This window comes from Actinomadura napierensis (assembly GCF_039529375.1).
Taxonomy (GTDB): Bacteria; Actinomycetota; Actinomycetes; order Streptosporangiales; family Streptosporangiaceae; genus Spirillospora; species Spirillospora napierensis.
Genome location: NZ_BAAAMR010000035.1, coordinates 17,443 through 40,312, shown reverse-complemented (window position 1 = coordinate 40,312; position 22,870 = coordinate 17,443). Strand labels below are relative to the sequence as shown.

24 protein-coding genes are annotated in these 22,870 nt (G+C 72.1%); 12 read left to right on the top strand and 12 right to left on the bottom strand.

Features of this window, described 5'->3' with window-relative positions:
* The first annotated feature begins 82 nt into the window (after positions 1 to 82).
* Together ABD296_RS20805 and ABD296_RS20800 are read left to right on the top strand one after the other, a co-directional pair.
* The gene (locus tag ABD296_RS20805; RefSeq protein ID WP_344269416.1) at positions 83 to 457 is read left to right on the top strand and encodes a VOC family protein; all 375 of its coding nucleotides are present in this window, start codon (positions 83 to 85) and stop codon (positions 455 to 457) included.
* A 29-nt stretch (positions 458 to 486) separates the two neighbouring features.
* On the top strand, positions 487 to 1,215 hold the full coding sequence (locus tag ABD296_RS20800) for an SDR family NAD(P)-dependent oxidoreductase (RefSeq protein ID WP_344269412.1): 729 nt from the start codon (positions 487 to 489) through the stop codon (positions 1,213 to 1,215).
* A 46-nt stretch (positions 1,216 to 1,261) separates the two neighbouring features.
* Here the strand turns inward: ABD296_RS20800 and ABD296_RS20795 are convergent, their stop codons facing one another.
* The gene (locus ABD296_RS20795) at positions 1,262 to 2,173 is read right to left on the bottom strand and encodes an SDR family oxidoreductase (protein WP_344269409.1); all 912 of its coding nucleotides are present in this window, start codon (positions 2,171 to 2,173) and stop codon (positions 1,262 to 1,264) included.
* A 122-nt stretch (positions 2,174 to 2,295) separates the two neighbouring features.
* On the opposite strand from ABD296_RS20795, the gene ABD296_RS20790 reads away from it, so the two are divergent.
* Positions 2,296 to 2,859, top strand: a complete 564-nt coding sequence (locus ABD296_RS20790; RefSeq protein ID WP_344269406.1) for a TetR family transcriptional regulator — start codon at positions 2,296 to 2,298, stop codon at positions 2,857 to 2,859.
* Between the two features lie 158 nt (positions 2,860 to 3,017).
* Complete coding sequence (locus ABD296_RS20785) at positions 3,018 to 4,430, top strand: RtcB family protein (protein ID WP_344269404.1); 1,413 nt, start codon at positions 3,018 to 3,020, stop codon at positions 4,428 to 4,430.
* Positions 4,431 to 4,457: 27 nt separating this feature from the next.
* Here ABD296_RS20785 and ABD296_RS20780 read toward each other — a convergent pair whose 3' ends face one another.
* The 3 genes from ABD296_RS20780 to ABD296_RS20770 are packed head-to-tail and all read right to left on the bottom strand — an operon-like array spanning position 4,458 to position 6,529.
* Entirely contained in the window at positions 4,458 to 4,886 is a 429-nt protein-coding gene (locus tag ABD296_RS20780) for an archease (protein WP_344269401.1), read from the bottom strand.
* 21 nt (positions 4,887 to 4,907) lie between these two features.
* Positions 4,908 to 6,185, bottom strand: coding sequence for an RNA polymerase sigma factor (locus ABD296_RS20775; protein ID WP_344269398.1), 1,278 nt, complete (start codon positions 6,183 to 6,185; stop codon positions 4,908 to 4,910).
* Positions 6,186 to 6,190: 5 nt separating this feature from the next.
* The gene (locus ABD296_RS20770) at positions 6,191 to 6,529 is read right to left on the bottom strand and encodes a YciI family protein (RefSeq protein WP_344269395.1); all 339 of its coding nucleotides are present in this window, start codon (positions 6,527 to 6,529) and stop codon (positions 6,191 to 6,193) included.
* 157 nt (positions 6,530 to 6,686) lie between these two features.
* On the opposite strand from ABD296_RS20770, the gene ABD296_RS20765 reads away from it, so the two are divergent.
* Positions 6,687 to 7,118 carry a VOC family protein gene (locus ABD296_RS20765; protein WP_344269392.1) on the top strand — a complete coding sequence of 144 codons (432 nt, stop codon included), beginning with the start codon at positions 6,687 to 6,689 and terminating at the stop codon, positions 7,116 to 7,118.
* Between the two features lie 30 nt (positions 7,119 to 7,148).
* Here ABD296_RS20765 and ABD296_RS20760 read toward each other — a convergent pair whose 3' ends face one another.
* Together ABD296_RS20760 and ABD296_RS20755 are read right to left on the bottom strand one after the other, a co-directional pair.
* The gene (locus ABD296_RS20760; RefSeq protein ID WP_344269389.1) at positions 7,149 to 7,775 is read right to left on the bottom strand and encodes an NADPH-dependent F420 reductase; all 627 of its coding nucleotides are present in this window, start codon (positions 7,773 to 7,775) and stop codon (positions 7,149 to 7,151) included.
* Between the two features lie 104 nt (positions 7,776 to 7,879).
* A complete protein-coding gene (locus tag ABD296_RS20755; protein ID WP_344269386.1) occupies positions 7,880 to 8,341 on the bottom strand; it encodes a MarR family winged helix-turn-helix transcriptional regulator in 462 nt (153 codons plus the stop codon).
* Between the two features lie 86 nt (positions 8,342 to 8,427).
* On the opposite strand from ABD296_RS20755, the gene ABD296_RS20750 reads away from it, so the two are divergent.
* Together ABD296_RS20750 and ABD296_RS20745 are read left to right on the top strand one after the other, a co-directional pair.
* Positions 8,428 to 10,029 carry an amidohydrolase family protein gene (locus ABD296_RS20750; RefSeq protein ID WP_344269382.1) on the top strand — a complete coding sequence of 534 codons (1,602 nt, stop codon included), beginning with the start codon at positions 8,428 to 8,430 and terminating at the stop codon, positions 10,027 to 10,029.
* 286 nt (positions 10,030 to 10,315) lie between these two features.
* Complete coding sequence (locus tag ABD296_RS20745; protein WP_344269379.1) at positions 10,316 to 10,624, top strand: TetR-like C-terminal domain-containing protein; 309 nt, start codon at positions 10,316 to 10,318, stop codon at positions 10,622 to 10,624.
* A gap of 8 nt (positions 10,625 to 10,632) precedes the next feature.
* Here the strand turns inward: ABD296_RS20745 and ABD296_RS20740 are convergent, their stop codons facing one another.
* Together ABD296_RS20740 and ABD296_RS20735 are read right to left on the bottom strand one after the other, a co-directional pair.
* Entirely contained in the window at positions 10,633 to 11,715 is a 1,083-nt protein-coding gene (locus tag ABD296_RS20740) for a DUF6461 domain-containing protein (protein ID WP_344269376.1), read from the bottom strand.
* Between the two features lie 104 nt (positions 11,716 to 11,819).
* Positions 11,820 to 12,446, bottom strand: coding sequence for a TetR/AcrR family transcriptional regulator (locus ABD296_RS20735; protein ID WP_344269373.1), 627 nt, complete (start codon positions 12,444 to 12,446; stop codon positions 11,820 to 11,822).
* A 112-nt stretch (positions 12,447 to 12,558) separates the two neighbouring features.
* Between ABD296_RS20735 and ABD296_RS20730 the strand changes: the two genes are divergently transcribed.
* Entirely contained in the window at positions 12,559 to 13,557 is a 999-nt protein-coding gene (locus ABD296_RS20730; protein WP_344269369.1) for an NADPH:quinone oxidoreductase family protein, read from the top strand.
* Positions 13,558 to 13,567: 10 nt separating this feature from the next.
* Here the strand turns inward: ABD296_RS20730 and ABD296_RS20725 are convergent, their stop codons facing one another.
* Positions 13,568 to 14,422, bottom strand: a complete 855-nt coding sequence (locus ABD296_RS20725) for a LysR family transcriptional regulator (RefSeq protein WP_344269367.1) — start codon at positions 14,420 to 14,422, stop codon at positions 13,568 to 13,570.
* Between the two features lie 135 nt (positions 14,423 to 14,557).
* Here ABD296_RS20725 and ABD296_RS20720 point away from each other — a divergent pair, with 135 nt between their 5' ends.
* On the top strand, positions 14,558 to 15,721 hold the full coding sequence (locus ABD296_RS20720; protein ID WP_344269364.1) for a sensor histidine kinase: 1,164 nt from the start codon (positions 14,558 to 14,560) through the stop codon (positions 15,719 to 15,721).
* An 87-nt stretch (positions 15,722 to 15,808) separates the two neighbouring features.
* Here ABD296_RS20720 and ABD296_RS20715 read toward each other — a convergent pair whose 3' ends face one another.
* The 3 genes from ABD296_RS20715 to ABD296_RS20705 all read right to left on the bottom strand — a co-directional run bounded on the left by ABD296_RS20715 (position 15,809) and on the right by ABD296_RS20705 (position 20,359).
* A complete protein-coding gene (locus tag ABD296_RS20715) occupies positions 15,809 to 18,328 on the bottom strand; it encodes an ABC transporter permease (RefSeq protein WP_344269361.1) in 2,520 nt (839 codons plus the stop codon).
* 3 nt (positions 18,329 to 18,331) lie between these two features.
* A complete protein-coding gene (locus tag ABD296_RS20710; RefSeq protein WP_407061493.1) occupies positions 18,332 to 19,105 on the bottom strand; it encodes an ABC transporter ATP-binding protein in 774 nt (257 codons plus the stop codon).
* Positions 19,106 to 19,594: 489 nt separating this feature from the next.
* Positions 19,595 to 20,359: a response regulator transcription factor gene (locus tag ABD296_RS20705; protein ID WP_407061492.1), complete on the bottom strand. Its 765-nt coding sequence runs from the start codon at positions 20,357 to 20,359 to the stop codon at positions 19,595 to 19,597.
* A 185-nt stretch (positions 20,360 to 20,544) separates the two neighbouring features.
* Between ABD296_RS20705 and ABD296_RS20700 the strand changes: the two genes are divergently transcribed.
* The 3 genes from ABD296_RS20700 (at position 20,545) to ABD296_RS20690 (ending at position 22,828) form a co-directional block, all read left to right on the top strand.
* Positions 20,545 to 21,003 carry a MarR family winged helix-turn-helix transcriptional regulator gene (locus ABD296_RS20700; RefSeq protein WP_344269355.1) on the top strand — a complete coding sequence of 153 codons (459 nt, stop codon included), beginning with the start codon at positions 20,545 to 20,547 and terminating at the stop codon, positions 21,001 to 21,003.
* A 227-nt stretch (positions 21,004 to 21,230) separates the two neighbouring features.
* A complete protein-coding gene (locus ABD296_RS20695) occupies positions 21,231 to 21,809 on the top strand; it encodes an RNA polymerase sigma factor (protein WP_344269352.1) in 579 nt (192 codons plus the stop codon).
* Positions 21,809 to 22,828: a hypothetical protein gene (locus ABD296_RS20690; protein ID WP_344269349.1), complete on the top strand. Its 1,020-nt coding sequence runs from the start codon at positions 21,809 to 21,811 to the stop codon at positions 22,826 to 22,828. The genes ABD296_RS20695 and ABD296_RS20690 overlap by 1 nt, the downstream gene beginning before the upstream one ends.
* Positions 22,829 to 22,870: the final 42 nt, after the last annotated feature.

The following is a 22,870-nucleotide window of genomic DNA, read 5'->3' as shown; positions in this document are numbered from 1 at the left end:
GCCGCCGCCCGACCGGTTCCTTCCGCCGGATCGCCGGGTCTGTAGGAGTGACGGAACTCCGACGACCGAAAAGCGGGCGATCATGACGGACACGATGAACGCGACGGACATCCGGCTGGGCGGCCTGGTACTGGGCAGCGACGACCCGGAACGGCTCAGCGACTGGTACCGAGAGGCGTTCGCGCCGAAGGCCGAGCCGGGCACCGTCCTGATGGTGGGCGGCGGGCGGCTGGTCTTCGACGGCCGCGACGACCTCGGGCCGGCGGCGCGGGAGCCCGGCCGGATCCTGATCAACTTCTACGTCGAGGACATCGACGCGGTCGCGGCGCACCTGAAGGCGCTGGGCATCGAGCGGTGGATCCGGCCGGTCGAGGACTTCGGGCCCGGCCGCATCGCGACGGTCGAGGACCCGGTCGGCAACTACGTGCAGATCGTCGAGCTCGCCGCCGGACGCTGACGGGCCGCTGAGGAAAGGAAGTCGTCATCATGGCGAGAATCGAGGACGGTTCCCTTCTGATCACCGGGGCCAACCGCGGCATCGGCCGGGCCCTGGTCGACGAGGCACTGAAGAGAGGCGCGAGGCGGGTGTACGCCGGTACGCGCGTGCCTCTCGACCATTCCGACGGGCGCGTCACGCCGCTGGCCCTCGACGTGACCGATGCCGCGCAGATCCAGAGGGCGGTCGAGGCGGTCGAGTCGCTCGACGTCCTCGTCAACAACGCCGGCATGGCGCTGTACGACGACCTGAGCGACCGCGCCGCGCTCGACCGCAGCCTCGCCGTCAACCTCTTCGGCACCCACGGCGTGACGCAGGCCTTCCTGCCGCTGCTGACCCGCTCCGGCGGCGCCGTCGTCAACAACCTGTCGGTGAACGCCTTCGCCCCGCTGCCGCTCATCCCGGCCTACTCGATCTCCAAAGCGGCCGCCTTCTCCATGACGCAGTCGCTGCGCACCCTCCTGGCCGGGCGGGGCGTGAGCGTCCACGCCGTCCTGACCGGGATCGTGGACACCGACATGAGCCGGGGCGTCGAGATCCCGAAGGCGTCCGCGGAATCGGTCGCGGATGCGATCTTCGACGGGCTGGAAAAGGAAGAGGAGGAGATCTTCCCCGACCCCATGGCCCAGGCGCTGGCCGACGATTGGCGCAACGGCGCGGCCAAGGGCCTCGAACGCCAGTACGCCGAACTCGCGAAGGCGGAACTCGCGAAGGCGTGAGGACCGCCGCCGGACGTCCTCGGGGGAAAGGAGGCGGGCCGACGGGTCAGGAGGCCGGCGCGGTGAGGTAGTCGCCGTGCTCGACGTCGTCGAGCAGCGTCGGGTGGACGGGGGACCAGCCGAGCAGTTCCCGGGTCCGGGCACTGGAGACGGGCGCGTCGAACCCGTAGACGGTGGCCATGAACGGGCTCGGGAAATGCGCGGCGGCCTCCTCGGGGGGCAGCGGGACCGCGGGCAGGCCGAGGCCGCGGGCGATCGTCTCCGCGATGCTCTTCATCGTGACGCCGCTTTCGGCCGCTCCATGCAGCACGCTGCCCGCCGGGGCCTTCTCCAAGGCCAGCCGGAACAGGACGGCGGCGTCGAGCCGGTGCACCGCGGGCCACCGGTTGGCGCCGTCGCCGACGTAGGCCGACATGCCGGTCTTCCGGGCGGTGGCGACGAGCATGCCGATGAAGCCGTAGTCCCCGGGGCCGTGGACGGTGGGCGCGAGCCGGACCACGCTCGCGCGCACTCCCCGGCCGGCGAAGTCCAGGCAGGCCCGCTCGCCCGGGATCCGGAAGCCGGCGATCCCGGCCCGGTCGGGCTCGTCGGTCTCGGTGCTCTCCCGGCCGGCGGGCATGACGAGCGTGCCCGAGGTGCTGACGAACGGCCTGCCCGAGCCCTCCAGCGCCCGGCCGAGCGTCTCGATCGCGTTCCGGTCGCGCCGCATCATGTCGTCGGGGTCGGCGAAGTCGCCGCCGAAGGCCATGTGCACCACGCCATCGGCGGCTTCGGCGCCTGCGCGCAGGCTGTCGAGGTCGTCCAGGGAGCCGGGGTGCGGCGTGGCGCCGAGCGATTCCAGGCGTGCGGCGGCGGCGTCCGAGCGGGCCAGGCCGGTGACGGTGTGGCCGGCCGCGATGAGCTCGGCGACGACGGCGGGGCCGGTCAGGCCGGAGCCGCCGGTGACGAAGACCTGCATGGAGGACCTCTCTTAACGTCAGTGACTGGCACTAAGTAGCGCCAGTCGCTGACTCTACACGTAAAGCCAGTCACTGGCGCAACGTAGCGTCAGTGACTGGCGCGTGCGGTAGCCTCGGGGACGTGCCACGGAGCGGAGCGGAAGCGCGCCGCCGCCTTCAGCAGGCGGCCCTTGAGCTGTACCGGGAACGCGGGTTCGACCAGACCACGACGGCCGAGATCGCCGCCCGCGCCGGCGTCAACGAGCGCACGTTCTTCCGGCACTTCCCGAACAAGCGCGAGGTGCTCTTCGACGGCGAGGCCGACCTGCGCGCCGCGCTGATGGAGGCGGTGGCCGAGGTGCCCGACGGCCTGCAACCGCTCGAGGTGCTGCTGTGCGCGTTCCAGAAGGCCGGGCGGATCCTCGAGGAGAACCGGCCGTTCTCCGAACCTCGGCTGGCGGTCATCGCCGCGACGCCGGCGCTCCGTGAACGCGAGCTGGCCAAGGCGGCCTGGCTCACCGAGGCCGTGGCGGAGGCGCTGCGGCGGCGCGGCGTCACCGGCCGGCTGGCCGACCTGGCCGCTCACACCGGCTGGGCCGCCTTCCACCAGGCGGCGCAGGCCTGGATCGACGACCCCTCGCAGAGCCTGGACGCGCATCTCCGCCAGACCTTCGACGATCTGCGCACCCTCTCCGGCGCAGGGTGACCCTCCCCGCGGCGGACGACCGCGCCGCCGCGGAACGGATCATGGGGCGGTCGCATGGGCGGGGTGGCCGGGGGTAGCCCCGGCGTTATGGACATCGCCAACGTGACGCGGCCGAACTTCGCCCGCCACCTGCAGCGACCGGTCGCCGCATCGTGACCGTGGACGTCGCGCAGGAGGGGCCGTACAGGTTCAGGATCGAGCCGACGGGGGCCATGCGCGTCCCGGGAGTGCTGTTCGCCTCGCCGGAGCTGCTGACGACCGCCGGCAACGCCATCGACCAGGTCGCCAACGTGGCCGAGCTGCCGGGGGTGGTCGACGCCTCGTACGCGATGCCGGACATCCACTGGGGATACGGCTTCGCCATCGGCGGCGTCGCCGCGACCGACCCGGAGCAGGGCGGGGTGGTCTCGCCCGGCGGCGTGGGGTTCGACATCTCCTGCGGTGTCCGGCTGATGGCGGCGGACATCGACGCGTCCGATCTGGAGCCCGTCCTGGAGAAGCTGATGGACGGCCTGGACCCGGTGATCCCGCGCGGCATGGGCAAGGGCGCGGTCTGGCGGCTGCCCGGCCGCGACGAGCTGACCGGCATCCTCACCGGCGGATCGCGGTACGCCGTCGAGCAGGGCCACGGAGAAGAGCGGGACCTGCTGCGCTGCGAGGACGCCGGAGCGGTCGCCGACGCCGACCCGGACCAGGTCGGGCAGCGGGCGATCGAGCGCGGCGCGCAGCAGGTGGGGAGCCTGGGGTCGGGCAACCATTTCCTGGAGGTGCAGCGGGTCGGCGAGATTTACGATCCCGAGGTGGCCGAGGCGTTCGGGCTGCGGACCGGGCAGGTCTGCGTCATGATCCACTGCGGTTCGCGGGGGCTGGGGCACCAGATCTGCACCGACCACGTCCGGGCGATGGAGCGGCAGATGGCGCGGTACGGGATCCGGGTGCCCGACCGGCAGCTGGCCTGCGCGCCCGTCGACTCCGCCGAAGGCCGCGCCTACCTGGGAGCGATGGCCGCGGCGGCCAACTACGGCCGCGCCAACCGGCAGCTGCTCGCCCAGGCCGCCCGCCAGGTCTTCCGGAGGGTCGCCGGGGCCCGGCTCGACCTCGTCTACGACGTCTCCCACAACCTGGCCAAGCTCGAAGAGCACCAGGTCGACGGCGAGCGGCGGAGGCTGTGCGTGCACCGCAAGGGCGCCACCCGCGCGCTGCCGCCCGGGCACCCCGACCTCCCGCCCGACCTGCGCGACGCCGGGCAGCCGGTGCTGATCCCCGGGACGATGGGCACCTCGTCCTACGTCCTGGCCGGTGTGCCGGGCGGGCCCGCGTTCGCCTCCACCTGCCACGGCGCCGGACGGGTGCAGAGCCGCCACCAGGCCGCCCGAGGGGTCGACGGCAAGCAGTTGCGCGCGACCATGGAGCGGCAGGGGATAGCGGTGCGGCCGTCGTCCTGGCGCGGGCTGGCCGAGGAGGCTCCGGACGCCTACAAGGACGTGTCCGCCGTCATCGAGGCCAGCGAAGGCGCGGGCCTGTGCCGCAAGGTCGCCCGGCTCCTTCCGATCGGCGTCGTCAAGGGGTGACCCCGCGGCGCGCCTAGCCCGGGCCCGTCACACGTCGATCGTCACCGCGCAGGACCAGCCGTCCTCGCCCCGCTCGAAGCGCAGGTCGTGCAGCGACACCGCCTTGGGCACCGCGCCTACCGCGGTCGCCCGCTCCGCGTCACCGGCCGCGAGTTCGGCGACGAGGCCCGCGTCCGGCGCACGGGTGATCTCGGCGCCGACGACCAGGTCTCCGTCCACTTCGAGGCGGTAGATCACCTCGTCCAGGACGGTCACGAGCGCATCGGCGTCCGGCCCCGGCGGCACGGTCACCGAGATGCTGCGGGACGGCCGCACGCCGGAGGTGTCGGCGAACGACTCCACGAGCCCGGCCACGGCCTCGGCGATGCACCGCTCGCGCGTCGGGGCCCACGCCTCGATCCGCAGGTCGGCGGTATGCGGGACGCCGCGATGCCCCGCAGCGCTACCGCCGGTCATGAAGGGGGCCACGCTGCGCGACTACCCGTCCCCCCGCGGCGGTAACCCCGGCCATGTGAGCGGGTGGTCGAGCCGGTGCTGGAGCAGCGTCTGCTGAGCCGGGTTGGTGGTCAGCTCCAAGGCACGCTGGTCGGCGGTGCGGGCGTCCTCGATGCGTCCGAGGGCGCGCAGCAGTTCGGCGCGGGTGGCGTGGTAGAGGGAGTAGCGCTCCAAGGTGCGCTGGTCGGCCGGGGACAGGGCGTCGAGGGCGGCCAGCGCATTGGCCGGACCGCCGCGCGGCGCCGGGGCGTGATGGACGGCGATGGCGCGGTGCAGGCGGTGGACCGGGGACGGGGCGAGCGCGATGAGGATGTCGTAGAGCACCAGGATCTGCGGCCAGTCGGTGTCGTCCCAGGTGGGGGCCTCGGCATGGCAGGCGACGATGGCGGCCTGCACCTGGTAGGGACCGGGGCGCTTGGCGGTCGCGGCGCGTTCCAGGAGACCGATGGCCTCGCCGATGGCGGCGTGGTCCCAGCGGGCGCGGTCCTGGTCGCGGAGCGGGACCAGGTCGCCGGACGGGGTGAAGCGGGCGGCGGCGCGGGCCTGGTGCAGGCGGATGAGGGCGAGCAGGCCGAGGACCTCGGGCTGCTTGGGCATGAGCCAGGCGAGCTGCGCGGCGAGCCATTCGGCGTCGTCCGCCAGGTGCGCGGCCTGCGGGCGGTCGCCGGCGCTGGTCAGGTAGCCCTCGTTGAACAGCAGGTACACCACGGTCAGCACCTGGCCGAGCCGGTCGGGCAGTTCGGCGTCGCCCGGGATGCGGTACGGGATGCCGGCCGCGGCGATCTTGCGTTTGGCGCGGGTGATGCGCTGGACGACCGCGGACTCGCCGACCACGAACGCGGCGGCGATCTGCGCGGTGGTGAGCCCGCACACCGTCCGCAGGGTGAGGGCGATCTGGGCCTGCCGGGGCAGCGCGGGATGGCAGCAGGTGAAGACCAGCTTCAACCGGTCGTCGGGATCGGGCTGCGGCGGCCACCGCAGCTCGGCGAGCTTGCCGCGGTAGACGGCCTGGCGGCGCAGCACGTCGATGCCGCGGCGGCGGGCGACGGTCAGCAGCCAGGCGTCGGGATGCTCGGGGACGCCCTCGGCGGGCCAGCGGCGCAGCGCCGTCTCCACGGCGTCGGCGACGACGTCCTCGGCGGCGGCGAAGTCGCCCAGGACCCGCACCAGGCAGGCCGTGAGCCGGCCCGCGTGCTCGCGCACCACGCGGGCCAGCTCGCCGTGCACGTCATCGCGTGCGCCGGAACCGGGATCGGCCACGACGATCAGGTGATGGGGCGGATCTCGACGATGGGGCAGGCCGGCCAGGCGCGGGCGATGGCGATGGCCTGGTCCAGATCGTCCACCTCGATCTCGGCGTAACCGGAGACGACCTCCTTGCCCTCCACGAACGGCCCGTCCGTCACGAGCGCACCGCCGCCCTCGAGCCGCACCGTCGTCGCGGTCTCGGCGGGTTCCAGGCGGGCGTGGTGGACGATATGGGCGGCGTTCTCGGCGAACCACCGCCCGACCTGCTCGAACGCCGCCTGCCGCTCGCTCTCGCTCATGGCCTCCAGATCGCGCGCGAACTGCTCGGTCTCGACGAACATCAACACGTACTTCACGGTCCTGCTCCTTCCCGGTCACCCCTGAGACGAACGACGGCCCCGCCGATCCGACACTCCGCGGCCCCGTCCTGACGCAACGCCGAGGGTGGTAACGGCGTTCCTACCGTCGATCCGTCCCTGGCCGAGGGGCCCGGGCACCGGCGAACGTTGGGCCATGAGCATTTCCTTCTCCCACGACCACATCGGCTTCAGCGTGACCCCCGACGACCTCGATGCGACCATCGAGTGGTACTCGAAGACGCTCGGCTTCTCCGTCGACCGGCGGTTCGACTCCCACGGCACGACGTTCGTCTTCATCGTCCGCGGTGACGCCAAGATCGAGCTGATGGCGGGCGCGTCGGTCCGCCAGGCGCCGACCGGCGACGTCCTGTCGAGCATGGACCCGGCGCGCCTGCACCACTTCTGCCTCGCCGTCGGGGACCTCGACGCGGCCGTCTCCGAGCTGGGCTACCGGGGCGTGGAGCTGATCGGCGGCCCCATGGCGGTGGCGGACATCGGTCAGCGCATCGCGTTCATCACCGACAACCTCGGGAACATCATCGAGCTCGCCGAACCCGGCACCCGGCCCTCGGACCGGCGGAGCTGACCGTCCCGCGGCTCATGGCCGCGCTTCCGGTCAGAGCAGCTTCTTCGCCTCGTCCTCGGTGACGGCCGCGCCGAGCGTGCTCTCGTGGAGATCGCCGAACACCTCGATGCGGAGGGACCGGTCGATCCCGCCGACCAGGACCGGCGAGTGTCCGCCGGCCCTGATCAGCTCGGCCACCGCCGCGGCGGCCTCCGCGTCGTCGGTGGCGTAGAACTGCACGGTCGGAGGCCGGCGCCCGCTGCTGCCGGCGAGGGTCTGCGCCGACTGGGTTCCGAACGCCTTGACGAACCAGGCTCCCGCGGGCGCCAGCGCGGCCAGCACCATCCCGGCGGATTCGTCCGCCGGGATGGTCTTGGTGAACCCGCCGTCGCCGTTGAGGACGACGGGGTTCGACGGGTCGATGATCGTCTTGCCGTCCAGCCGCCCGGCATGGCGCACGAGCAGATCCTTGGCGACGTCGAACCACACGGCGAGGATCACGTTCTCTCCCGCCGCGATCGCGTCGTCGACCGTTGCCGCGCGGGCACCGACCTCGGCGGCGACGGCCTGCGCGTGTTCGAGACCGCGGCTTGCCAGCACCACGTCCTCACCACCGCGGACGAGGTTCGCGGCCAGTACCGTCCCGATGGCGCCTACTCCGATGATCGCAGTCGTCATTGCGCTGCCCAATCGTTCGTCGAGACGAGCTCCGGTGAGCCCGGCGTGCTTCCCGTCTCAACTTGCTTGCGCAGGCAGCTATTCCCGCCGCGGCCCCAGCAGGGTCAGCCGGACGGCTGGTCGGTTCGCAGGCCGTCGAGGATCTTGGCGGCGATACCGGCGAACAGGTCGAGCTCTTCGGGCGTGACGCGGTCGACGAACAGGCGCCGGACCTCCTGCGCATGCCCGGGCACGGCGTCCGCGAGCGCGGCGAGGCCCTTCTGGGTGATGACGACGTCGACGCCGCGGTTGCCGCACCGCTCGCGGCCGGTCAGGCCCCGCCGGCACATCCGGGTGAGCTGGTGGTGCAGCCGGCTCTTCTCCCAGTTGGCCGCCTGGCCCAGTTCGTAGGGGCGCATCCGCCCATCGGGCGCCTCCGACAGCAGCGCGAGCACGGTGTAGTCGGCGTTCGACAGGCCGCTGTCGGCCTGGAGCTGCTGTTCGATGCGCGCCCGCAGCAGCTCGGTCATCTCGAAGGACGTCCGCCAAGCGCGGCGCTCGCGTTCGGTCAGTCCCTGCTGCTCCATGGGGTCATCGTACCCATGAGTTGACAAGTCAACTCGCAGGCGCCACCTTGAGGTGACACGTCAACTCGGCAGTGCGGAGGAATCCGGTGATCGGAAAAGCAGGAGACGGATCGCAGGAGGGGGGCGCTCCGTCAGGCGGGCGGCGCGACTTCCTGAAGACTTCAGCGGCGGTCGCCGCCGGAGCGGGCCTGTTCACGGTCGGCCCGGCCGCGGCGCCGGGTCTAGCGGCGGAGCGCGGCGGCGAGCGGTCGCCGAAGGACAGCGGGCGCCCGGGGCGCCGCTACATCATCCGCGGCGGCGCGGTGATGTCCATGGACCCGCGCGTCGGCGACTTCGCGACGGCCGATGTCCTGGTCGAGGGCAAGAAGATCGTCGACGTCCGGCCCGGCATCCGCGCCGCCGGCGCCGACGTGATCGACGCGCGCGGACGCATCGTCGTGCCCGGCTTCGTCGACACGCATCACCACCAGTTCGAGACGGCGCTGCGCGGAACCCTCGCCAACGCCGTGCTCTTCGACGACCATTCGGGCTCGCCGAGCGCGGTCCCCAACTACGCCGACTACGTCCTGAAGCGGTTCGCGCCCGCCTATCGGCCGCAGGACGTCCACATCAATGTGTTGTTCTCGGGCCTCGCGCAACTCGACGCCGGTGTCACGACGGTGCTCGACACCTCGCAGATCCACCATTCCCCGCAGCATTCCGACGCGTCGATCCAGGCGCTCACCGACAGCGGGCGGCGGTCGGTGCTCCAATACTGCGAAGGCGATCTACGCGCGGAATCCCGGTACCCGGAGGACGCCCGCCGCATCAAGCACCAGTGGTTCTCCTCCGACGACCAGTTGGTGACCATGGCCATGGGCGGCGAGTTCTACAGCGCCGACGAGGAGCTGTACTCCAAGGCTTGGAAGATCGGCCGCGAGCTGGGCCTGCAGATCGCCGCGCACGTCGTCTCCGGGTCGGGCGTCCGGCCGGTCGTCGACGCGTTCGCCAAGGGCACCGCCGGGTCCGGAAAAGACCTCGGAGTGGGAAGCGACACCCTCTTCATTCACATGACGGGCGTGTCCGACACGGCGTGGAAGCGGTTCCGGGACGCCGGCGTGCACGTCTCGATGGCCTTCCCGATCGAAATGGCCATGCGGCACGGCACTCCACCCATTCTGAAGATGCAGGAACTCGGCATGCGGCCCTCGCTGAGCTCCGATGTCGAGACGACGATGGCCCCCGACCCGTTCACGCTGATGCGTTCCGCGCTGACCATGCAGCGCATGCTCGTCAACGAGATGATCCTGGAGCAGGGCGACTTCACGCCGCCGAACGAATGGCCGACACCGGCGAAGGGCACGCCGGAACTGCTCACCGTCTGCGACGTGCTGCGCTTCGCCATCCTCAACGGCGCCGAGCACCTCCGGCTCGGCGGCAAGACCGGCTCGCTCACGCCCGGCAAGGAGGCCGACATCGTCCTCCTCGACGCCACCGCGCTCAACGTGACCCCGCTCAACAACGTCCCAGGGACCGTCGTCTCGCTGATGGACCGCACCAACGTCGAGACGGTGATCGTCGCGGGCAAGGTGCGCAAGTGGAAAGGCAGTCTGGTCGACGTGGACATGAACGGGCTGCGCCGCGAACTCGAGGCGTCCCGCGACCACCTCTTCGCGTCAGCGGGCGTCAAGCAGAACCTCTTCGGCTGACGCCGCCGATCCCGTCACGACGGCGGAACGCCTCGACCGCGGTCCGTCCAGCAGCTCAAGCACCATTCCTGCAACCGCTGGAGCGGCCCCGCGATCGGTGACGGACTGCGCATCGACGGTGTGCACGTGTGGAACTTCACCAAGGTCAAGGGCGGCGTCCTCGTCCGCGCAGAAGAGACCCACACCGGCGCCTGATCGCCGTGCACGAATGCGACGTAACGGTGGCCACCGGCGCCTCACCGGAAACCGTCTGGAAACTGCTGGTCGACGCCGCGAGGCGGCCCCTGTGGTCAAAGGCACCCAAGACCCCGCCGGCAAGGTCCTGCTCGCGCTGCTCGCCCAGGCGCAGCACGATCCCGACACGGCCGAGCGGTTCCAGAAGCGCTATCTCGGTCCGCGCCGTGAGCAGGAACGCGACATGCTCGCGCGCGGGATCGGCGCCGGCGAGTTCTCGCCCAGACTCGGCCCCGACGCCACGATCGACGCCCTTGTCGGCCCGATCGTCTATTGCGCCCTGACGGGATCGGGCATCTCCCGAGACCTCGTGGACACCCTCGTCGAAGACCTGCTCAGGCCGCCCTCAAAGAAGCCGTAACGGCTGCGTTATGGCTGGTCGCCGCGGAGGATGTGCAGGATGGCGGTCTCCTGAGCGGGGTCGCGCAGGAGCGGAGGGCCCTGCGTGAGCGGGTGGAGCGCGGCGCGGGCGGCGGCGTGCGGCTCGGGCCACAACGCCGCCTTCAACGCGTTCGCGAACCAGCCCCGCAGGTGGGCGGCCGTCCGCTCGTCGTCGCTCATCCTGGACCGGGCGGACGAGTCGTTGAGCGATCCCCCCGCCTGACGCGAGCGTGTCAGCCAGGAGCGGACGTGCGCGCCGAGCTCGGAGCCGGGGGAGACCCTGACCGGCTCGCCGCGCCCGGCGGCGGCGATCGCCTCGGCGAGGCCGGGAGTGGTGTCGAGTCCCAGGACCGTGGCGAGGCGCGTCGCCTCACGCGTGGCGACCTCGCGGAGCAGGCGCGGCGGTGCGGCCTGGAGGGCGGCGGCCATTTCGGGATCGGCGGGGCCGTCCGCGCCCGAGGGCGGGGCGGCGTTGAACCAGGGTTCGATCTCGGCCGACAGGACCTGCCCGGCGAGGGCGTCCGGGTTCGGGAGAACGCCGGTGATCAGGCCCGCCAGAAGGAGAGCCGGGATGTAGGGAGGCGACAGGGGGTCGCGGTCTTCCGGGTCGGCGTCGGGGTCGAGGCCCGCCGCGCGCATCTTCCCGAGCAGGCGGTCGGGTTCGCTGCCCCAGCGGTCTTGCGGCCAGGTGGGCTCGAACGCGGTGACCAGCGTGCCGTCGACGGCGTGGCAGAAGGCGTGGTCGGCGTACTCGTGGCGCTCCACCGAGACGGCCTCGGTGCCCCGGGACAATGCCGTGAGCGGTTCGGTGAGCGAGCCTTGGAAGCCGTCGGGCTCGATCAACACCGTCCAGGTGCCGAGGTCCAGCACGAACACGAACTCCGGGTAGCCGGCCTCGTAGGAGTGGTAATCGTCCGACGCCTGCTGCAGAGTGCGGGGGCGCAGCGTGTCCGGGAGGGCGCCGAAACGCGACAGTGCCTCGGCCTCGTCGAGGCCCTTGACGAAGGTGAGGCAGAAGACCTCACCGAGCGTTTCGACCCACTCGACGTCGGTGGGCGTCACCTCGAGCATCGCTCTCTCCGGGAAGGCCGGTGGCATGGCATGTCGATCATGGCAGCGTCCACCTGCGAAACGGGCTCCGTCAGCGGGACCGGCCGGTGCAGGCCAATCTCGCCTCAGGCGCCGGTGCGCGACGGCGCGGACGTCAGGGTGTCCCAGGCGGCCATCGCGCAGGTGATGACCGCTTCCAACTCGGCGCGGGTCGCGCCGTCGCGGGCCTGTACGGAGAGGCCCTGCACCACGGTGGTGTAGTAGCGGGCGATGGCGTCGAGGGCGGCGGGCGGCGCGGTGAGGTCGCCGTCGGCGACGCCGCGGGCAAGCCGGTCCTGGACGGCGGTGCGCATGTCGCGCCGGAGGTCGGCCAGGAACTCCTGGATCGCCCGGTTCTCCACGGCGCCGGTGGGCGCGGCGAGGATGAGCATGCAGTAGTGCGGCGCGTCCGGACGGGTGATCTCGTCGGCGGTGGCGCGCAGCATGGCGTGGATCGCGGCCCGCGTGGTCGGGTGCTCGTGCAGCGCACGTCGCGGCGGCTCGCCCGAGGTCGTCCCGTAGAGCGCCATGACCTGCCGGAACAGGTCTTCCTTGCTGCCGAAGCAGGCGTAGATGCTGGCCGAGGCGATTCCCATCGCCTGCGCCAGATCGCTGAGGGACGTGCCCTCGTAGCCGCGCTCCCAGAACAGGTCCAGCGCCTGGCGCAGGGCGGTGTCCGGGTCGAAGGTGCGCGGCCTGCCGCGGGTGGCCACCGGTGTCGACCTCCTCATTGTTTGTCGATCGACCAACTTTACCTTGACCGCGGCGGGACGGCCGTGGCACGGTTTGTTGGTCGATCGACAAACAAACAGGAAGCCGGTCACCATGAGCCTTCCCACGACCATGCGCGCCCTCCAGCAGGCGTCCCTGAACGGCCCGCAGGACCTGCGCCTGATCACCGACGCGCCGGTGCCGAGGCCGAGCCCGGGGGAGGTCCTGATCCGGGTCACCGCCGCCGGCGTCAACTTCGTCGACGTCTCGCAGGCCCAGGGCATGTTCGCGGACGGCCCGCAGCCGCCGTACCTGGCGGGCATCGAGGGCGCCGGTGAGGTCGTCGCCGTCGGCGAGGGGGTGACCGGCCTGGAGCCCGGAACCCACGTCATCGGCGTCGGCATCACGGGCGGCGCCTTCGCCGAGTACATGGTGCTCCCGGCGGCAGCCGCGCTGCCGGTGCCGCCGGGCTGGGCCGACGAGCAGGCACTCGGCCTGGTCGTGAGCTGGCCGACCGCGCTGGCGGCCCTCAGACCACTCGGCGGCGTCACCGCAGGGCAGACTGTCCTGATCCACGCCGCGGCCGGCGGGACCGGCCAGGCCGCGGTGAGGATGGCCAAGCACTACGGCGCGACGGTGATCGCCACGGCCTCGCCGGAGAAGCACGACGTGGTGCGGGAACTGGGCGCCGACCACGTCATCGACTCCCGCGGCGCCGGCATCGCCGCCGACGTCCTGCGGCTGACCGGCGGCGCGGGCGCCGACCTGGTGCTGGAGTCGGCCGGCGGCGCCACCCTCGACGCCAGCCTGGCCGCGGCCAAGCGGGTCACCGGCCGGGTCGTCGTCTACGGACTGGCCGGCGGCGAAGCCGCGATCACCAACTGGGATCTGGTCTACAAGCACCAGGTCCACGTCATCGGGCTGAACATCGGCGTCCTGATCCAGGCCGCACCGCAGATGTTCGGCGAGGTCATGGGCGAGTTGTTCGAGCTCCTCGGAGCCGGGGTGCTCCGTCCCGGCCGGCCCACCACCTACGAACTGGCCGACGGGCCGAAAGCACTCGTGGAACTGGAGGCCAGAACCACCGTGGGCAAGCTGGCACTGCTGCCCTGACCACCCCGCCTCAGGCGCGTCGAGGGCCGATCGGGTCCCGCGGCGGCACCGCCCTGAGCGCGGCGGCCACGAACGACGCGACCAGCGGCCGGCGGTCCTGCTCGTTCCAGGCGAGCACGAGGCGGCTGGGCGGCGCGTCGCTCACCGGGACGCGGACCACGCCGGGCGGGACGGGCTCGACCAGCGAGCGGGGAAGCACGCCGATCATCCGTCCCACGGTGACCATGTGGAGCAGCTGGACCGCGTCGGCGACCTCCGGTCCGGTGCCGCCGCCCCCGGGGACGCCCTTCCAGGGCGGCAGCGTCTCACCCTCCAGATCGGACATCCGCACCGAGGCGCGCCCGGCCAGGCGGTGCCCGGACGGGACGATGGCCACCCGGTCCTCGGTGTGCAGCGTCTCGTGGGCCAGGCCGTCGAGGTCGTCGAACGGCGCGTAGAGCAGGCCCACGTCGGCCCGGCCGTCGCGCAGGAAGTCGGTGCGGTCGGCCGGGCCGCTGAACAGGACGTCCACCCGCCGCGCGTCCGGTCGCTGCGCGTACTCGGCCAGGATTCCGGACAGCAGCCCGGCGTCGCCACCGGGCTTGATCACGAGCCGCAAGTGCGCCTCGGGATCGCCGGCGCGCAGGGTGCTCCGGACGGCGGCGCCGACCGCGTTGAGCGCATGCCGCCCGTGCTCCTGCAGCGCCTTCCCGGCCGGCGTCAGCTCGACGTGCCGGCTGGAGCGGATGAACAGCGGGACGCCGAGCCGGTGCTCGATCCGCCGGATCGCCTTCGACAGCGCCGGCTGGGCGATCGAGAGCCGGACGGCGGCCCGGCCGAAGTGCAGTTCGTCGGCGACCGCGATCCCCGCCCTGCACGAGGTCATCGACCGCTGGCAGTCACGGCACCCGTACAAGGTCGCCTGGTCGAACCACGAGCCCCTGTCCTGAGCGCGGTAACGCGGGCGGGCGATCGGTGGCTCTGGGGGGTCGCCGGGGGTGGGGCGATCTAGTCTGAGCGGGTGATCAGACAGGTTTGGGACGGGTACCGGCGCAGGACGTGGCTCGTCGACGCCGTCTTCGCGGTGCCGGTTCTCCTGATGACGGTCGTGGAGCCGATCAGTGAGCCGCCCGACTCGTTCACCGCCTGGTTCCTCGCCATCGGGCTGCTGGCGCCGCTGGTGGTGCGGCGGACCTGGCCGCGCACGGCGTACGCCGCGGTGGCGCTGGTCGCGCTCCTGCAGGTGGTGGTGAACCAGGTTCCGATGGCGCCGAATCTGGCGATTCTGATGTGCATGTACACCCTTGCTGCGGGGTCCTCGCTGTGGTGGGGGATTGCGGCGGGGCTCGTGACGGAGATGGGTGCCGGGATCCTGGCGTTCCGGTACGCCTCCGGGTTCCGCGACCAGCTCGCCAGTTGGTGGACGGTCTCGGTGTGCGTTGCGGGGGTGTGGTTGCTTGGGCTCTACATGCGGACCAGGCGGGCGTATCTGGCTTCGTTGGAGGAGCGTGCGGCGCGGCTGGAGCGTGAGCGTGACAGCGAGGTGCAGATGGCGATGGCGGGTGAGCGGGCCCGTATCGCCCGGGAGTTGCACGATGTGGTGGCGCACAACGTGAGTGTGATCGTGGTGCAGTCCGACGGTGCGAGCTTTGCGATCGAGAATGATCCGGGGCGGGCCAAGCGGGCGATGGAGACGATCTCCTGGACCGGGCGCCAGGCGCTTGCCGAGATGCGGCGGATGCTGGGGGTGCTGCGGGAGACCGATACCGGGGGGTCGTATGCGCCGCAGCCGGGGGTGGCGCAGTTGACCGAGTTGGTGGATCAGCTCGGTTCGTCCGGGCTGCCGGTCTCGCTGGAGGTCCATGGTGTGCCGGTGGAGATGTCGGAGGGGCGGCAGCTGACCGTGTTCCGCGTCGTGCAGGAGGCGTTGACCAACACTCTCAAGCACGGCGGTTCCCAGGTGACGGCGAAGGTCCGGTTGCATTACTTCGACGATGCGGTCGAGATCGAGGTCAGCGATGACGGCCGGGGCGCCGCGACGATCACCGATGGTCGCGGGCACGGGTTGGTGGGCATGCGGGAGCGTGTCGCGGTGTACGGCGGCGAGGTCGAGGCGGGGCCGCGGCCGGGTGGCGGCTTCACGGTGCGCGCCAAGATCCCGATACGCGAGGAGGCCCGCGCCTGAGCGGGGCGTGAACGGCGCACACCCCCGGCGGCCCGTGCGATACGGGTCCCGGGGGTGTCCACCGCGAAGGCGGCCGGCCATGGGCGGTCAGTCGGCCGCGATGGACTCGACGATCGACGTCTTCGCGGCGCGGCGGGCCGGCAGGACGGCGGCGAGCATCCCGGCGGCGCCGGCCAGCACGATGAAGCCCGCGATCTGCAGGTACGGCACCGAGAACACCGCGCTGTCGGCCATCGACCGCGTCGCCGCCCAGCCGAAGAGCACGCCGAGCGCCACCCCGGTGAACGCACCGATCACGGACATGACCAGCGCCTCCACCGACAGCATCCGGCGCAGCTGCCGGCGGGTGAGGCCGAGGGCGCGCAGCAGCGCCGACTCGCGGGTCCGCTCCACCACCGACAGCGTGAGCGTGTTGGCGATGCCGAACAGCGCGATGATGATCGCGAGCCCGAGCAGCCCGGCGAAAATCATCAGGACCATGTCGATGCTGTCGACGAACTGCTCCTTGATCTCGGCGGAGGACACCACCTTCACCGTCGGGTACGGGCGGGCGGCGTCGTCGACGACCTTGCGCGCCGCCGCCGCGTCCGCCTTGCCGCCGGCCTTGACGTAGATCGTCGAGGGGTCGCGCACGCCGAAGTGGCCGTCGAAGTCGGCGTTCGCCAGGATCAGCCCGCTCACCGGGATCTGGGACGCGTCGTAGACGCCGCCGATCCGCACCGTGACCGGCGTGCCCTTCTCCGGCTTGACCTGGACGGGCTGCCCCTGGGACAGGTCGTAGTACTTGGCGGTCTCGGCGTCCACGATGGCGCCGCCCGGCTTGAGGGCCGCCATCGAGCCGCTCTTGAAATCGGGGCGGAACAGGCTGCCCAGCGACCCGCCGCGCAGCGACATGACCGTGGTGTCCTCGTCCTTCCCGGCGCCGATGGAGGCGTCGGCCTCCTGCTCCTGGATCACCGCGCCGATCTCCGGACGGCCCTGCAGCCGGTCCGCGACGGCGCGCGGGACGTACTGCACGCCGTCCTTCCCGCCGAACTGGTTCTGCACCTGGAAGTCCACCGGGAACTGGGCGGCCAGCCGCCCGTCCGTGGTCGCCTTGGCGCCGGCCCCGACCACCGCGAACAGGCTCATCAGGCCGATGCCGATGGTCAGCGCGATCGTCGTGGTCGCGGTCCGGCGCGGCGCGCGGCGCGCGTTCTCCACGGCGAGCCGTCCGGGCACCCCGCCGAGCCGGGCCGGGATCGCCCCGGCGAGCCTGCTCAGCGGCCGGATCAGCGCCGGCATGACCGCGATCACCGCGAGGAAGATGAGCGCGCCCGAGGCGGCCACCGCGTACATCGCGGTCTCCCCCTTCTGCCCGAAGACGCCGACGGAGCCGACCAGCGCGCCGATGCCGGCGAGCACCACGGCGAGCGCGATCCGCACCCAGCCGAGCCGGAACCGCCCGCTGCCGGGCTCGGTGTCGGTCCGCAGCGCGGCGACCGGCGCCACCCTGGTCGCGACGCGGGCGGGCAGCAGCGCGGACATGACGGTGACGATCACGCCGACGGCGATCCCGACCACCACCGTGCGCGGTGCGAAGACGATCCCGTCCGCGGGCATGTCCGTCCCGAGAGCGCCGAACAGCGCCATGGCGCCGGCCCCCACGCCGAGACCGGAGAGCAGGCCGAGCAGCGACCCGGCCACGCCGACCGCGAACGACTCGGCGACCACGCCGCCGAACACCTGCCGGCGGGTCGCGCCGACGCAGCGCAGCAGCGCCATCTCCCGCATCCGCTGCGCGATCAGGATGGAGAAGGTGTTGTAGATGACCAGGGCGGAGACCAGCATCGCCACCAGCCCGAAGATCAGCAGCCCGGCCTGCACGATGTCGGTGTCGGCCCCGGCCTCGGCGGCCAGCCGGTGCCCGAGCGCCTTGCCCGTGAGGACCTCGTACGAGCCGCCGGCCGCGGCGGCGACCGCGGCCTCGCGCCCGCCCAGGACGTCGATCTCTGCGAAGGTCTTCTCGCCGGTCATCCGCATCGCCGTGGCCGGATCGAAGCCGACCGCGCCCCGGTACGACGTCTCCCCGTCCAGGCCGAAGTCGACCAGGCCGACCACGGTGAACCGGTGCGGCGCGTTCCGGGCGTCCAGCACCGTCGCCTGGTCGCCGACCTCGAACTTCTCCTTCCGGGCGGTCCGCGTGTCGACGACCACCTCCGAGGCCCCGCCCGGCACGCGGCCCTTCTCGACCTCGTGACGCATCAGCCGTCCCTTCGGGACCGACAGGCCCAGGGTCGGGGTGTCGCCGACGGCCTTGCCGTCCTTGCCGATCAGGGCCGCGCTGCCCTTGACCTGCCCCTGCGCGTCGGTGACGCCGGGCAGGCCGCGGACCCGCGCCAGCAGGCCCGCCGGGATGCCGGGCTCGTCGCCGCCGGTGTCCTTGGGCAGGACGGCCAAGTCCACCTTGCCGGCGGACTGGGCGAACGTCTTCTGCACGCCCTGGTTCATCGTGTCGGTCAGCACGAACGTGCCCGTGATGAACCCCACGCCCAGCGTGATCGCGATGGCGGTGAGCAGCAGCCGCACCTTGTGGGCCAGCAGGCCCCGCAGCGTCGTCTTCAGCACGGCTCAGCCCCCGAGGCTCTTGAGCCGGTCGAGCACGGTGTCCGGCGTCGGCCGCAGGATCTCGCTGACGGTCCGCCCGTCCCGCAGGAACACCACCCGGTCGGCGTAGGAGGCGGCGACCGGGTCGTGCGTGACCATCACGATCGTCTGCCCCATCTCGCGGACCGAGGCGCGCAGGAAGCCGAGCACCTCGGCGCCGGCGCGCGAGTCCAGGTTGCCGGTCGGCTCGTCCGCGAAGATCACATCCGGCCGCGCGACCAGCGCCCGCGCGCACGCCACCCGCTGCTGCTGGCCGCCGGACAGCTCGCTCGGCCGGTGCCGGAGCCGGTCCCGCAGCCCGACCACGTCGATGACGTGGTCGAACCAGCCGGCGTCGGCCTTGCGGCCCGCCAGCTCCAGCGGGAGCCGGATGTTCTGCTCGGCGGTGAGCGTGGGCAGCAGGTTGAACGCCTGGAAGACGAACCCGACCCGGTCGCGGCGCAGCATCGTCAGCTGCTTGTCGCTCATCCCGGTGATGTCGGCGTCGCCCAGCCTGACCCGGCCCTCGCTGACCGTGTCGAGCCCGGCCAGGCAGTGCATCAGCGTCGACTTCCCGGACCCCGACGGCCCCATGATGGCGGTGAACGCGCCGCGGGCGAACCCCACGCTCACCCCGCGCAGCGCGTGCACCGCCGCGTCACCGGCGCCGTACACCTTGGACACCCCTTCGGCCATGACGGCCGGAGCCGCGGAGCCCTGCTGCTGCGCCCCGCCGTACTGCTGCGGTTGCTGCTGCATCGCGGGGTACGGCGCGTTCGGCGGCGGAGCGGGATACGGGGCGTTCCCCGGCGCGTGCTGCTGCGGATTCTGCGGGGCGACACCGTCCTGCGCGCCCGCGGGCGGCATCCCGCCCTGGGGCGCGTTCGCGGGCTGACCGTGGAACGGGACGGTGAGGCGGGAGCTGCCGGACGGGTCGGCGTGGGGGCTGTTCATCGGGCTCCTTCATGGGCTGGACGACTGCGGTCAACGCTAGGAATCCGCGTTCCCCGCGCCATCGCCCCCGCGTCCACGCTTGAGATCATCTATCCGGCCAACCCGAAGGTCCGCGTACGACCTGAGTCGTACGCTTCCGTCCACCACGCAGGCGACAGCCCGAGTTCGGCCTTCCGGACGACTTTTTTCGGCCGCCTCGCATTCGTCCTGGCACGAGGCTCCAACGATTTTCCGGGACCGCCTCCCGGGGCTGCTCAGGCGTTCCCCGCGTCACCCTCAAGTCGAACTCCGGCCTCAGCCGGGCCGGCCGAACCATCCGCTCGTGACGAGTCCCATCTCGTAGGCGAAGACGACGGCCTGCACCCGGTCCCGCAGGTGCAGCTTCATCAGGATCCGGCCCACATGGGTCTTCACGGTCGCCTCCGACACCGTCAGGCGCACCGCGATCTCCGAGTTCGACAGCCCGCGCGCGACGAGCCGGAGCACCTCGCCCTCGCGTCTGGTCAGCGCCTCCAGCGCCGCGTTCGACAGCCGGCCGGCGTCCGGGAGGTGCACCGCGAACCAGTCGAGCAGCCGCTTGGTCGTGCTGGGCGCCACCACCGCGTCGCCCGAGTGCACCGACCGGATCGCCGCCATGATCTGCGCGGGCCCGGCGTCCTTGAGCAGGAACCCGGCCGCGCCCGCCTTGATCGCCGCGAACGCGTACTCGTCCAGGTCGAACGCGGTCAGGATGATGACCTTGGGACCGCCGGCGCCGGCGCCGTCCGAGCCGGCGACGATACGGCGGGTCGCCTCGATCCCGTCCATCCGCGGCGTCCGCAGGTCCATCAGCACGATGTCGGCGGGCGTGGTGCGCAGCAGCTCCAGCACCTGCGCGCCGTCCCGCGCCTCGCCCACCACGGCCATGTCGGGCTGGGAGTCGAGGACCAGCGTGAACCCGGCGCGCACCAGCTCCTGGTCGTCGACGAGCAGCACCCTGATCGGACGCCTCCCCGCTTCCGTCGGGCCGCCGGCGGCCGGGCCCCAGCCGACGACGGCCGGACCGGTACTGCTGAGCATGCTGGTCACGTGCGTACCTCCTCGCGTATCGGCGTCCCGTGCGGAGGCATGCGTCGCCGCAGGCCGGTGCCGGGCACGTGCTCATCAACCTTGCTGCGCAGACAACTATTTCCGCCCATGTCCTGTCTGTGCAGTCAGGCTTCGCGGCTTGGTCGGGGCGCGGCGGGACCGGTAGTGTTCGCCGTATGGCGAGCGAGCGGTTGAGCGGGCTCGAGGACGAGGCCTGGCGCGGGTTCCTGTTCGCGCACGACCGGATCTGGCGCGAGGTCGAGGCCGGCCTCGCCCCGCTGGGCGTGAGCATGGCCGAGTACAGCGTCCTGGCGCTGCTCGGCGAGGCCGGCCGCGACGGCATGCGCATGACCGAACTCGCCAAGCGCCGGGTGATGTCCACGGGCGGGTTCACCCGGCTCGCCGACCGGCTGGAGCGCCGCGGCCTGATCGAGCGGCGGCGGTCGGCCGACGACGGCCGGGGCTTCGTGGCCGTCCTCACCCGGGACGGGCGGGCGCTCCTGCGCAAGGCGTGGAAGCAGCAGCACGGCGACCTGCGCAGGCTCTTCTTCGACCGGCTCGACGAGGACGACCTGCGCAACCTGTCCACCGTCTGGGCACGGCTCGCCCCCGAGGACGACGACGCCACCTCCTAACGCCTGGCGGTGGTGGCAATGAACTTGTGCCCTGAAATGCAATCGTTAGCACAAGCAATCTCCAGCTGCCCTTTTTGTATCGTCCACACTCCGAGCGTGTGAGCTCACTCGTCCCGCCACGGCCGGACTCGGGGGCTTCTGGAACAGGCCCCACCGGCCGGCGCTGAACGCTTCACCCGCCGGTTCGGCAATTGCTGGGTGTAGGCGATCCAGAGACGAGGAGGGTCATGACAACTGATCCGGATGACGCGGAGTTGATCGCCCGGTCGCTCGGCGGCGACGTGGACGCCTTCATGGAGGTGGTCCGGCGCCACGAGGCGGCGGTCGGGGCCTACCTCGTGCGACGGGTCGGCCGGGAGGCGGCCGAGGACCTGCTGGGTGAGGTGTGGGTGGCGGCGCTCGGGTCCCGTGCGAACTACGACCGCGCGTTCCCCGACGCCCGCCCGTGGCTGTTCGGCGTGGCGCACAACATGCTCCGGCGGCACTGGCGGTCCCGCCCGGCCGAGGAGCCGCTGGCGGACGTGCCCGACATCTCGTCCGGGTGGGACCCGTGGGCCGCCGTGGACGACCGCGTCGACGTCGAGTCGGTGCTGCTGGAGGCCCTGGCGCTGCTCCGGCCGCAGCAGCGGGAGATCTTGGCACTGGTCGCCTGGGAGGACCTGACCGTCGCCGACGCCGGACGGGCGATCGGCGTACCGCCGGGAACGGCGCGCCGCTACCTGCACGAGGCGCGCATCGCGCTGCGGAACGCGCCGGGGATGGCCGCGCTCCTGACCGAGCACAACGCGATTACGGAGGCCCGCTGATGGTGGACGAGATGGACCTGATGAGGGACCTGAAGGACGTCGAGCCGGTGCGGCCGCGCGCTTTCGAGGAGGCCAGGGCCGCGCTGCGGACGGCGATGGCCGTGGACGAGGCGCCGGAGGCGAAGCCCGCTCCCCGCCGGCGGGCCCGGTGGAGCGGGCGCCGCACGGTGGGCGCCGGCGCCGCCGCGCTGGTCGCCGCGGCCGCGGCGGGAGTGCTGGTCGCCACGTCCGCGTCGTCGCCCGGCAAGGCCCCCGTGAAGGCGGCGCCGCCGGCGGCGGCGGCGAACCCGATCCTGGCCGAGCTGGCCGCGGACATCACGCCCCTCCAGGCCAAGGTGACGGGCGACGCGACGCTGGAGATCCGCAACCAGTCGCCCACCAGCAGCAAGCTGCGCTTCAACGGCATCGGCCTGTACACCGACGACGGCACCTACTACTGGGGCAACGACAAGTCTTCCCTGCGGCGGGCCGTCATGAAGAGCGCGGGGGACGAGACGTTCAAGCGCGGTGTGACGGTGGCGCTCTACGCCGCGAAGGGCGACATCACGACCGCGCGCGCACGGATGGAGAACGCCAACCTCGCGCCGGGCGCGAATCCGGACCAGGGGGAACGGGCAAAGACCGAGAAGCTCAAGGCCGTCGCCAAGGCGCGCGGCGAGAAGTACGTGCCGCCGAAGCCGCCGACCCCTGAGCGGCAGAAGGAGATCGCCGACAACCACATCTGGATGAACTCCATCGGCGCGCTGCTGGCGTCACCGGAGAATCCGCAGGTCCGGGCCGGTGTCCTCCGGATCCTGGCGACGATGCCGAAGGTCAGGGTCACGAAGACCACCACGGCGGGACAGCCCACGCTCACGCTGGTGGACAGCTGGTCCGACGGCAGGGAAACGCTGATCATCAAGGCCGGCACGGGCCAGCCCGTCGCCCTGCTCAGCGAGGCCCAGGGCACCAAGCCGAGCATGACCTACTACCACAACTCCAGGGTGAGGATCGCCGACGTCAAGGCCGGCAAGTTCTGACCCGACGCCGGTGAGACGGTTGCGGGCCGCCCGGTCGCCGGG

Bases quoted from the DNA above. Each gene is read 5' to 3' on its own strand.
- ABD296_RS20805 (WP_344269416.1), top strand. From the start codon at position 83: ATGACGGACACGATGAACGCGACGGACATCCGGCTGGGCGGCCTGGTA.
- ABD296_RS20800 (WP_344269412.1), top strand. From the start codon at position 487: ATGGCGAGAATCGAGGACGGTTCCCTTCTGATCACCGGGGCCAACCGC.
- ABD296_RS20795 (WP_344269409.1), bottom strand. From the start codon at position 2,173: ATGCAGGTCTTCGTCACCGGCGGCTCCGGCCTGACCGGCCCCGCCGTC.
- ABD296_RS20780 (WP_344269401.1), bottom strand. From the start codon at position 4,886: ATGACCGGCGGTAGCGCTGCGGGGCATCGCGGCGTCCCGCATACCGCC.
- ABD296_RS20765 (WP_344269392.1), top strand. From the start codon at position 6,687: ATGAGCATTTCCTTCTCCCACGACCACATCGGCTTCAGCGTGACCCCC.
- ABD296_RS20760 (WP_344269389.1), bottom strand. From the start codon at position 7,775: ATGACGACTGCGATCATCGGAGTAGGCGCCATCGGGACGGTACTGGCC.
- ABD296_RS20755 (WP_344269386.1), bottom strand. From the start codon at position 8,341: ATGGAGCAGCAGGGACTGACCGAACGCGAGCGCCGCGCTTGGCGGACG.
- ABD296_RS20740 (WP_344269376.1), bottom strand. From the start codon at position 11,715: ATGCTCGAGGTGACGCCCACCGACGTCGAGTGGGTCGAAACGCTCGGT.
- ABD296_RS20730 (WP_344269369.1), top strand. From the start codon at position 12,559: ATGAGCCTTCCCACGACCATGCGCGCCCTCCAGCAGGCGTCCCTGAAC.
- ABD296_RS20725 (WP_344269367.1), bottom strand. From the start codon at position 14,422: ATGACCTCGTGCAGGGCGGGGATCGCGGTCGCCGACGAACTGCACTTC.
- ABD296_RS20710 (WP_407061493.1), bottom strand. From the start codon at position 19,105: ATGCAGCAGCAACCGCAGCAGTACGGCGGGGCGCAGCAGCAGGGCTCC.
- ABD296_RS20705 (WP_407061492.1), bottom strand. From the start codon at position 20,359: ATGCTCAGCAGTACCGGTCCGGCCGTCGTCGGCTGGGGCCCGGCCGCC.
- ABD296_RS20700 (WP_344269355.1), top strand. From the start codon at position 20,545: ATGGCGAGCGAGCGGTTGAGCGGGCTCGAGGACGAGGCCTGGCGCGGG.
- ABD296_RS20695 (WP_344269352.1), top strand. From the start codon at position 21,231: ATGACAACTGATCCGGATGACGCGGAGTTGATCGCCCGGTCGCTCGGC.
- ABD296_RS20690 (WP_344269349.1), top strand. From the start codon at position 21,809: ATGGTGGACGAGATGGACCTGATGAGGGACCTGAAGGACGTCGAGCCG.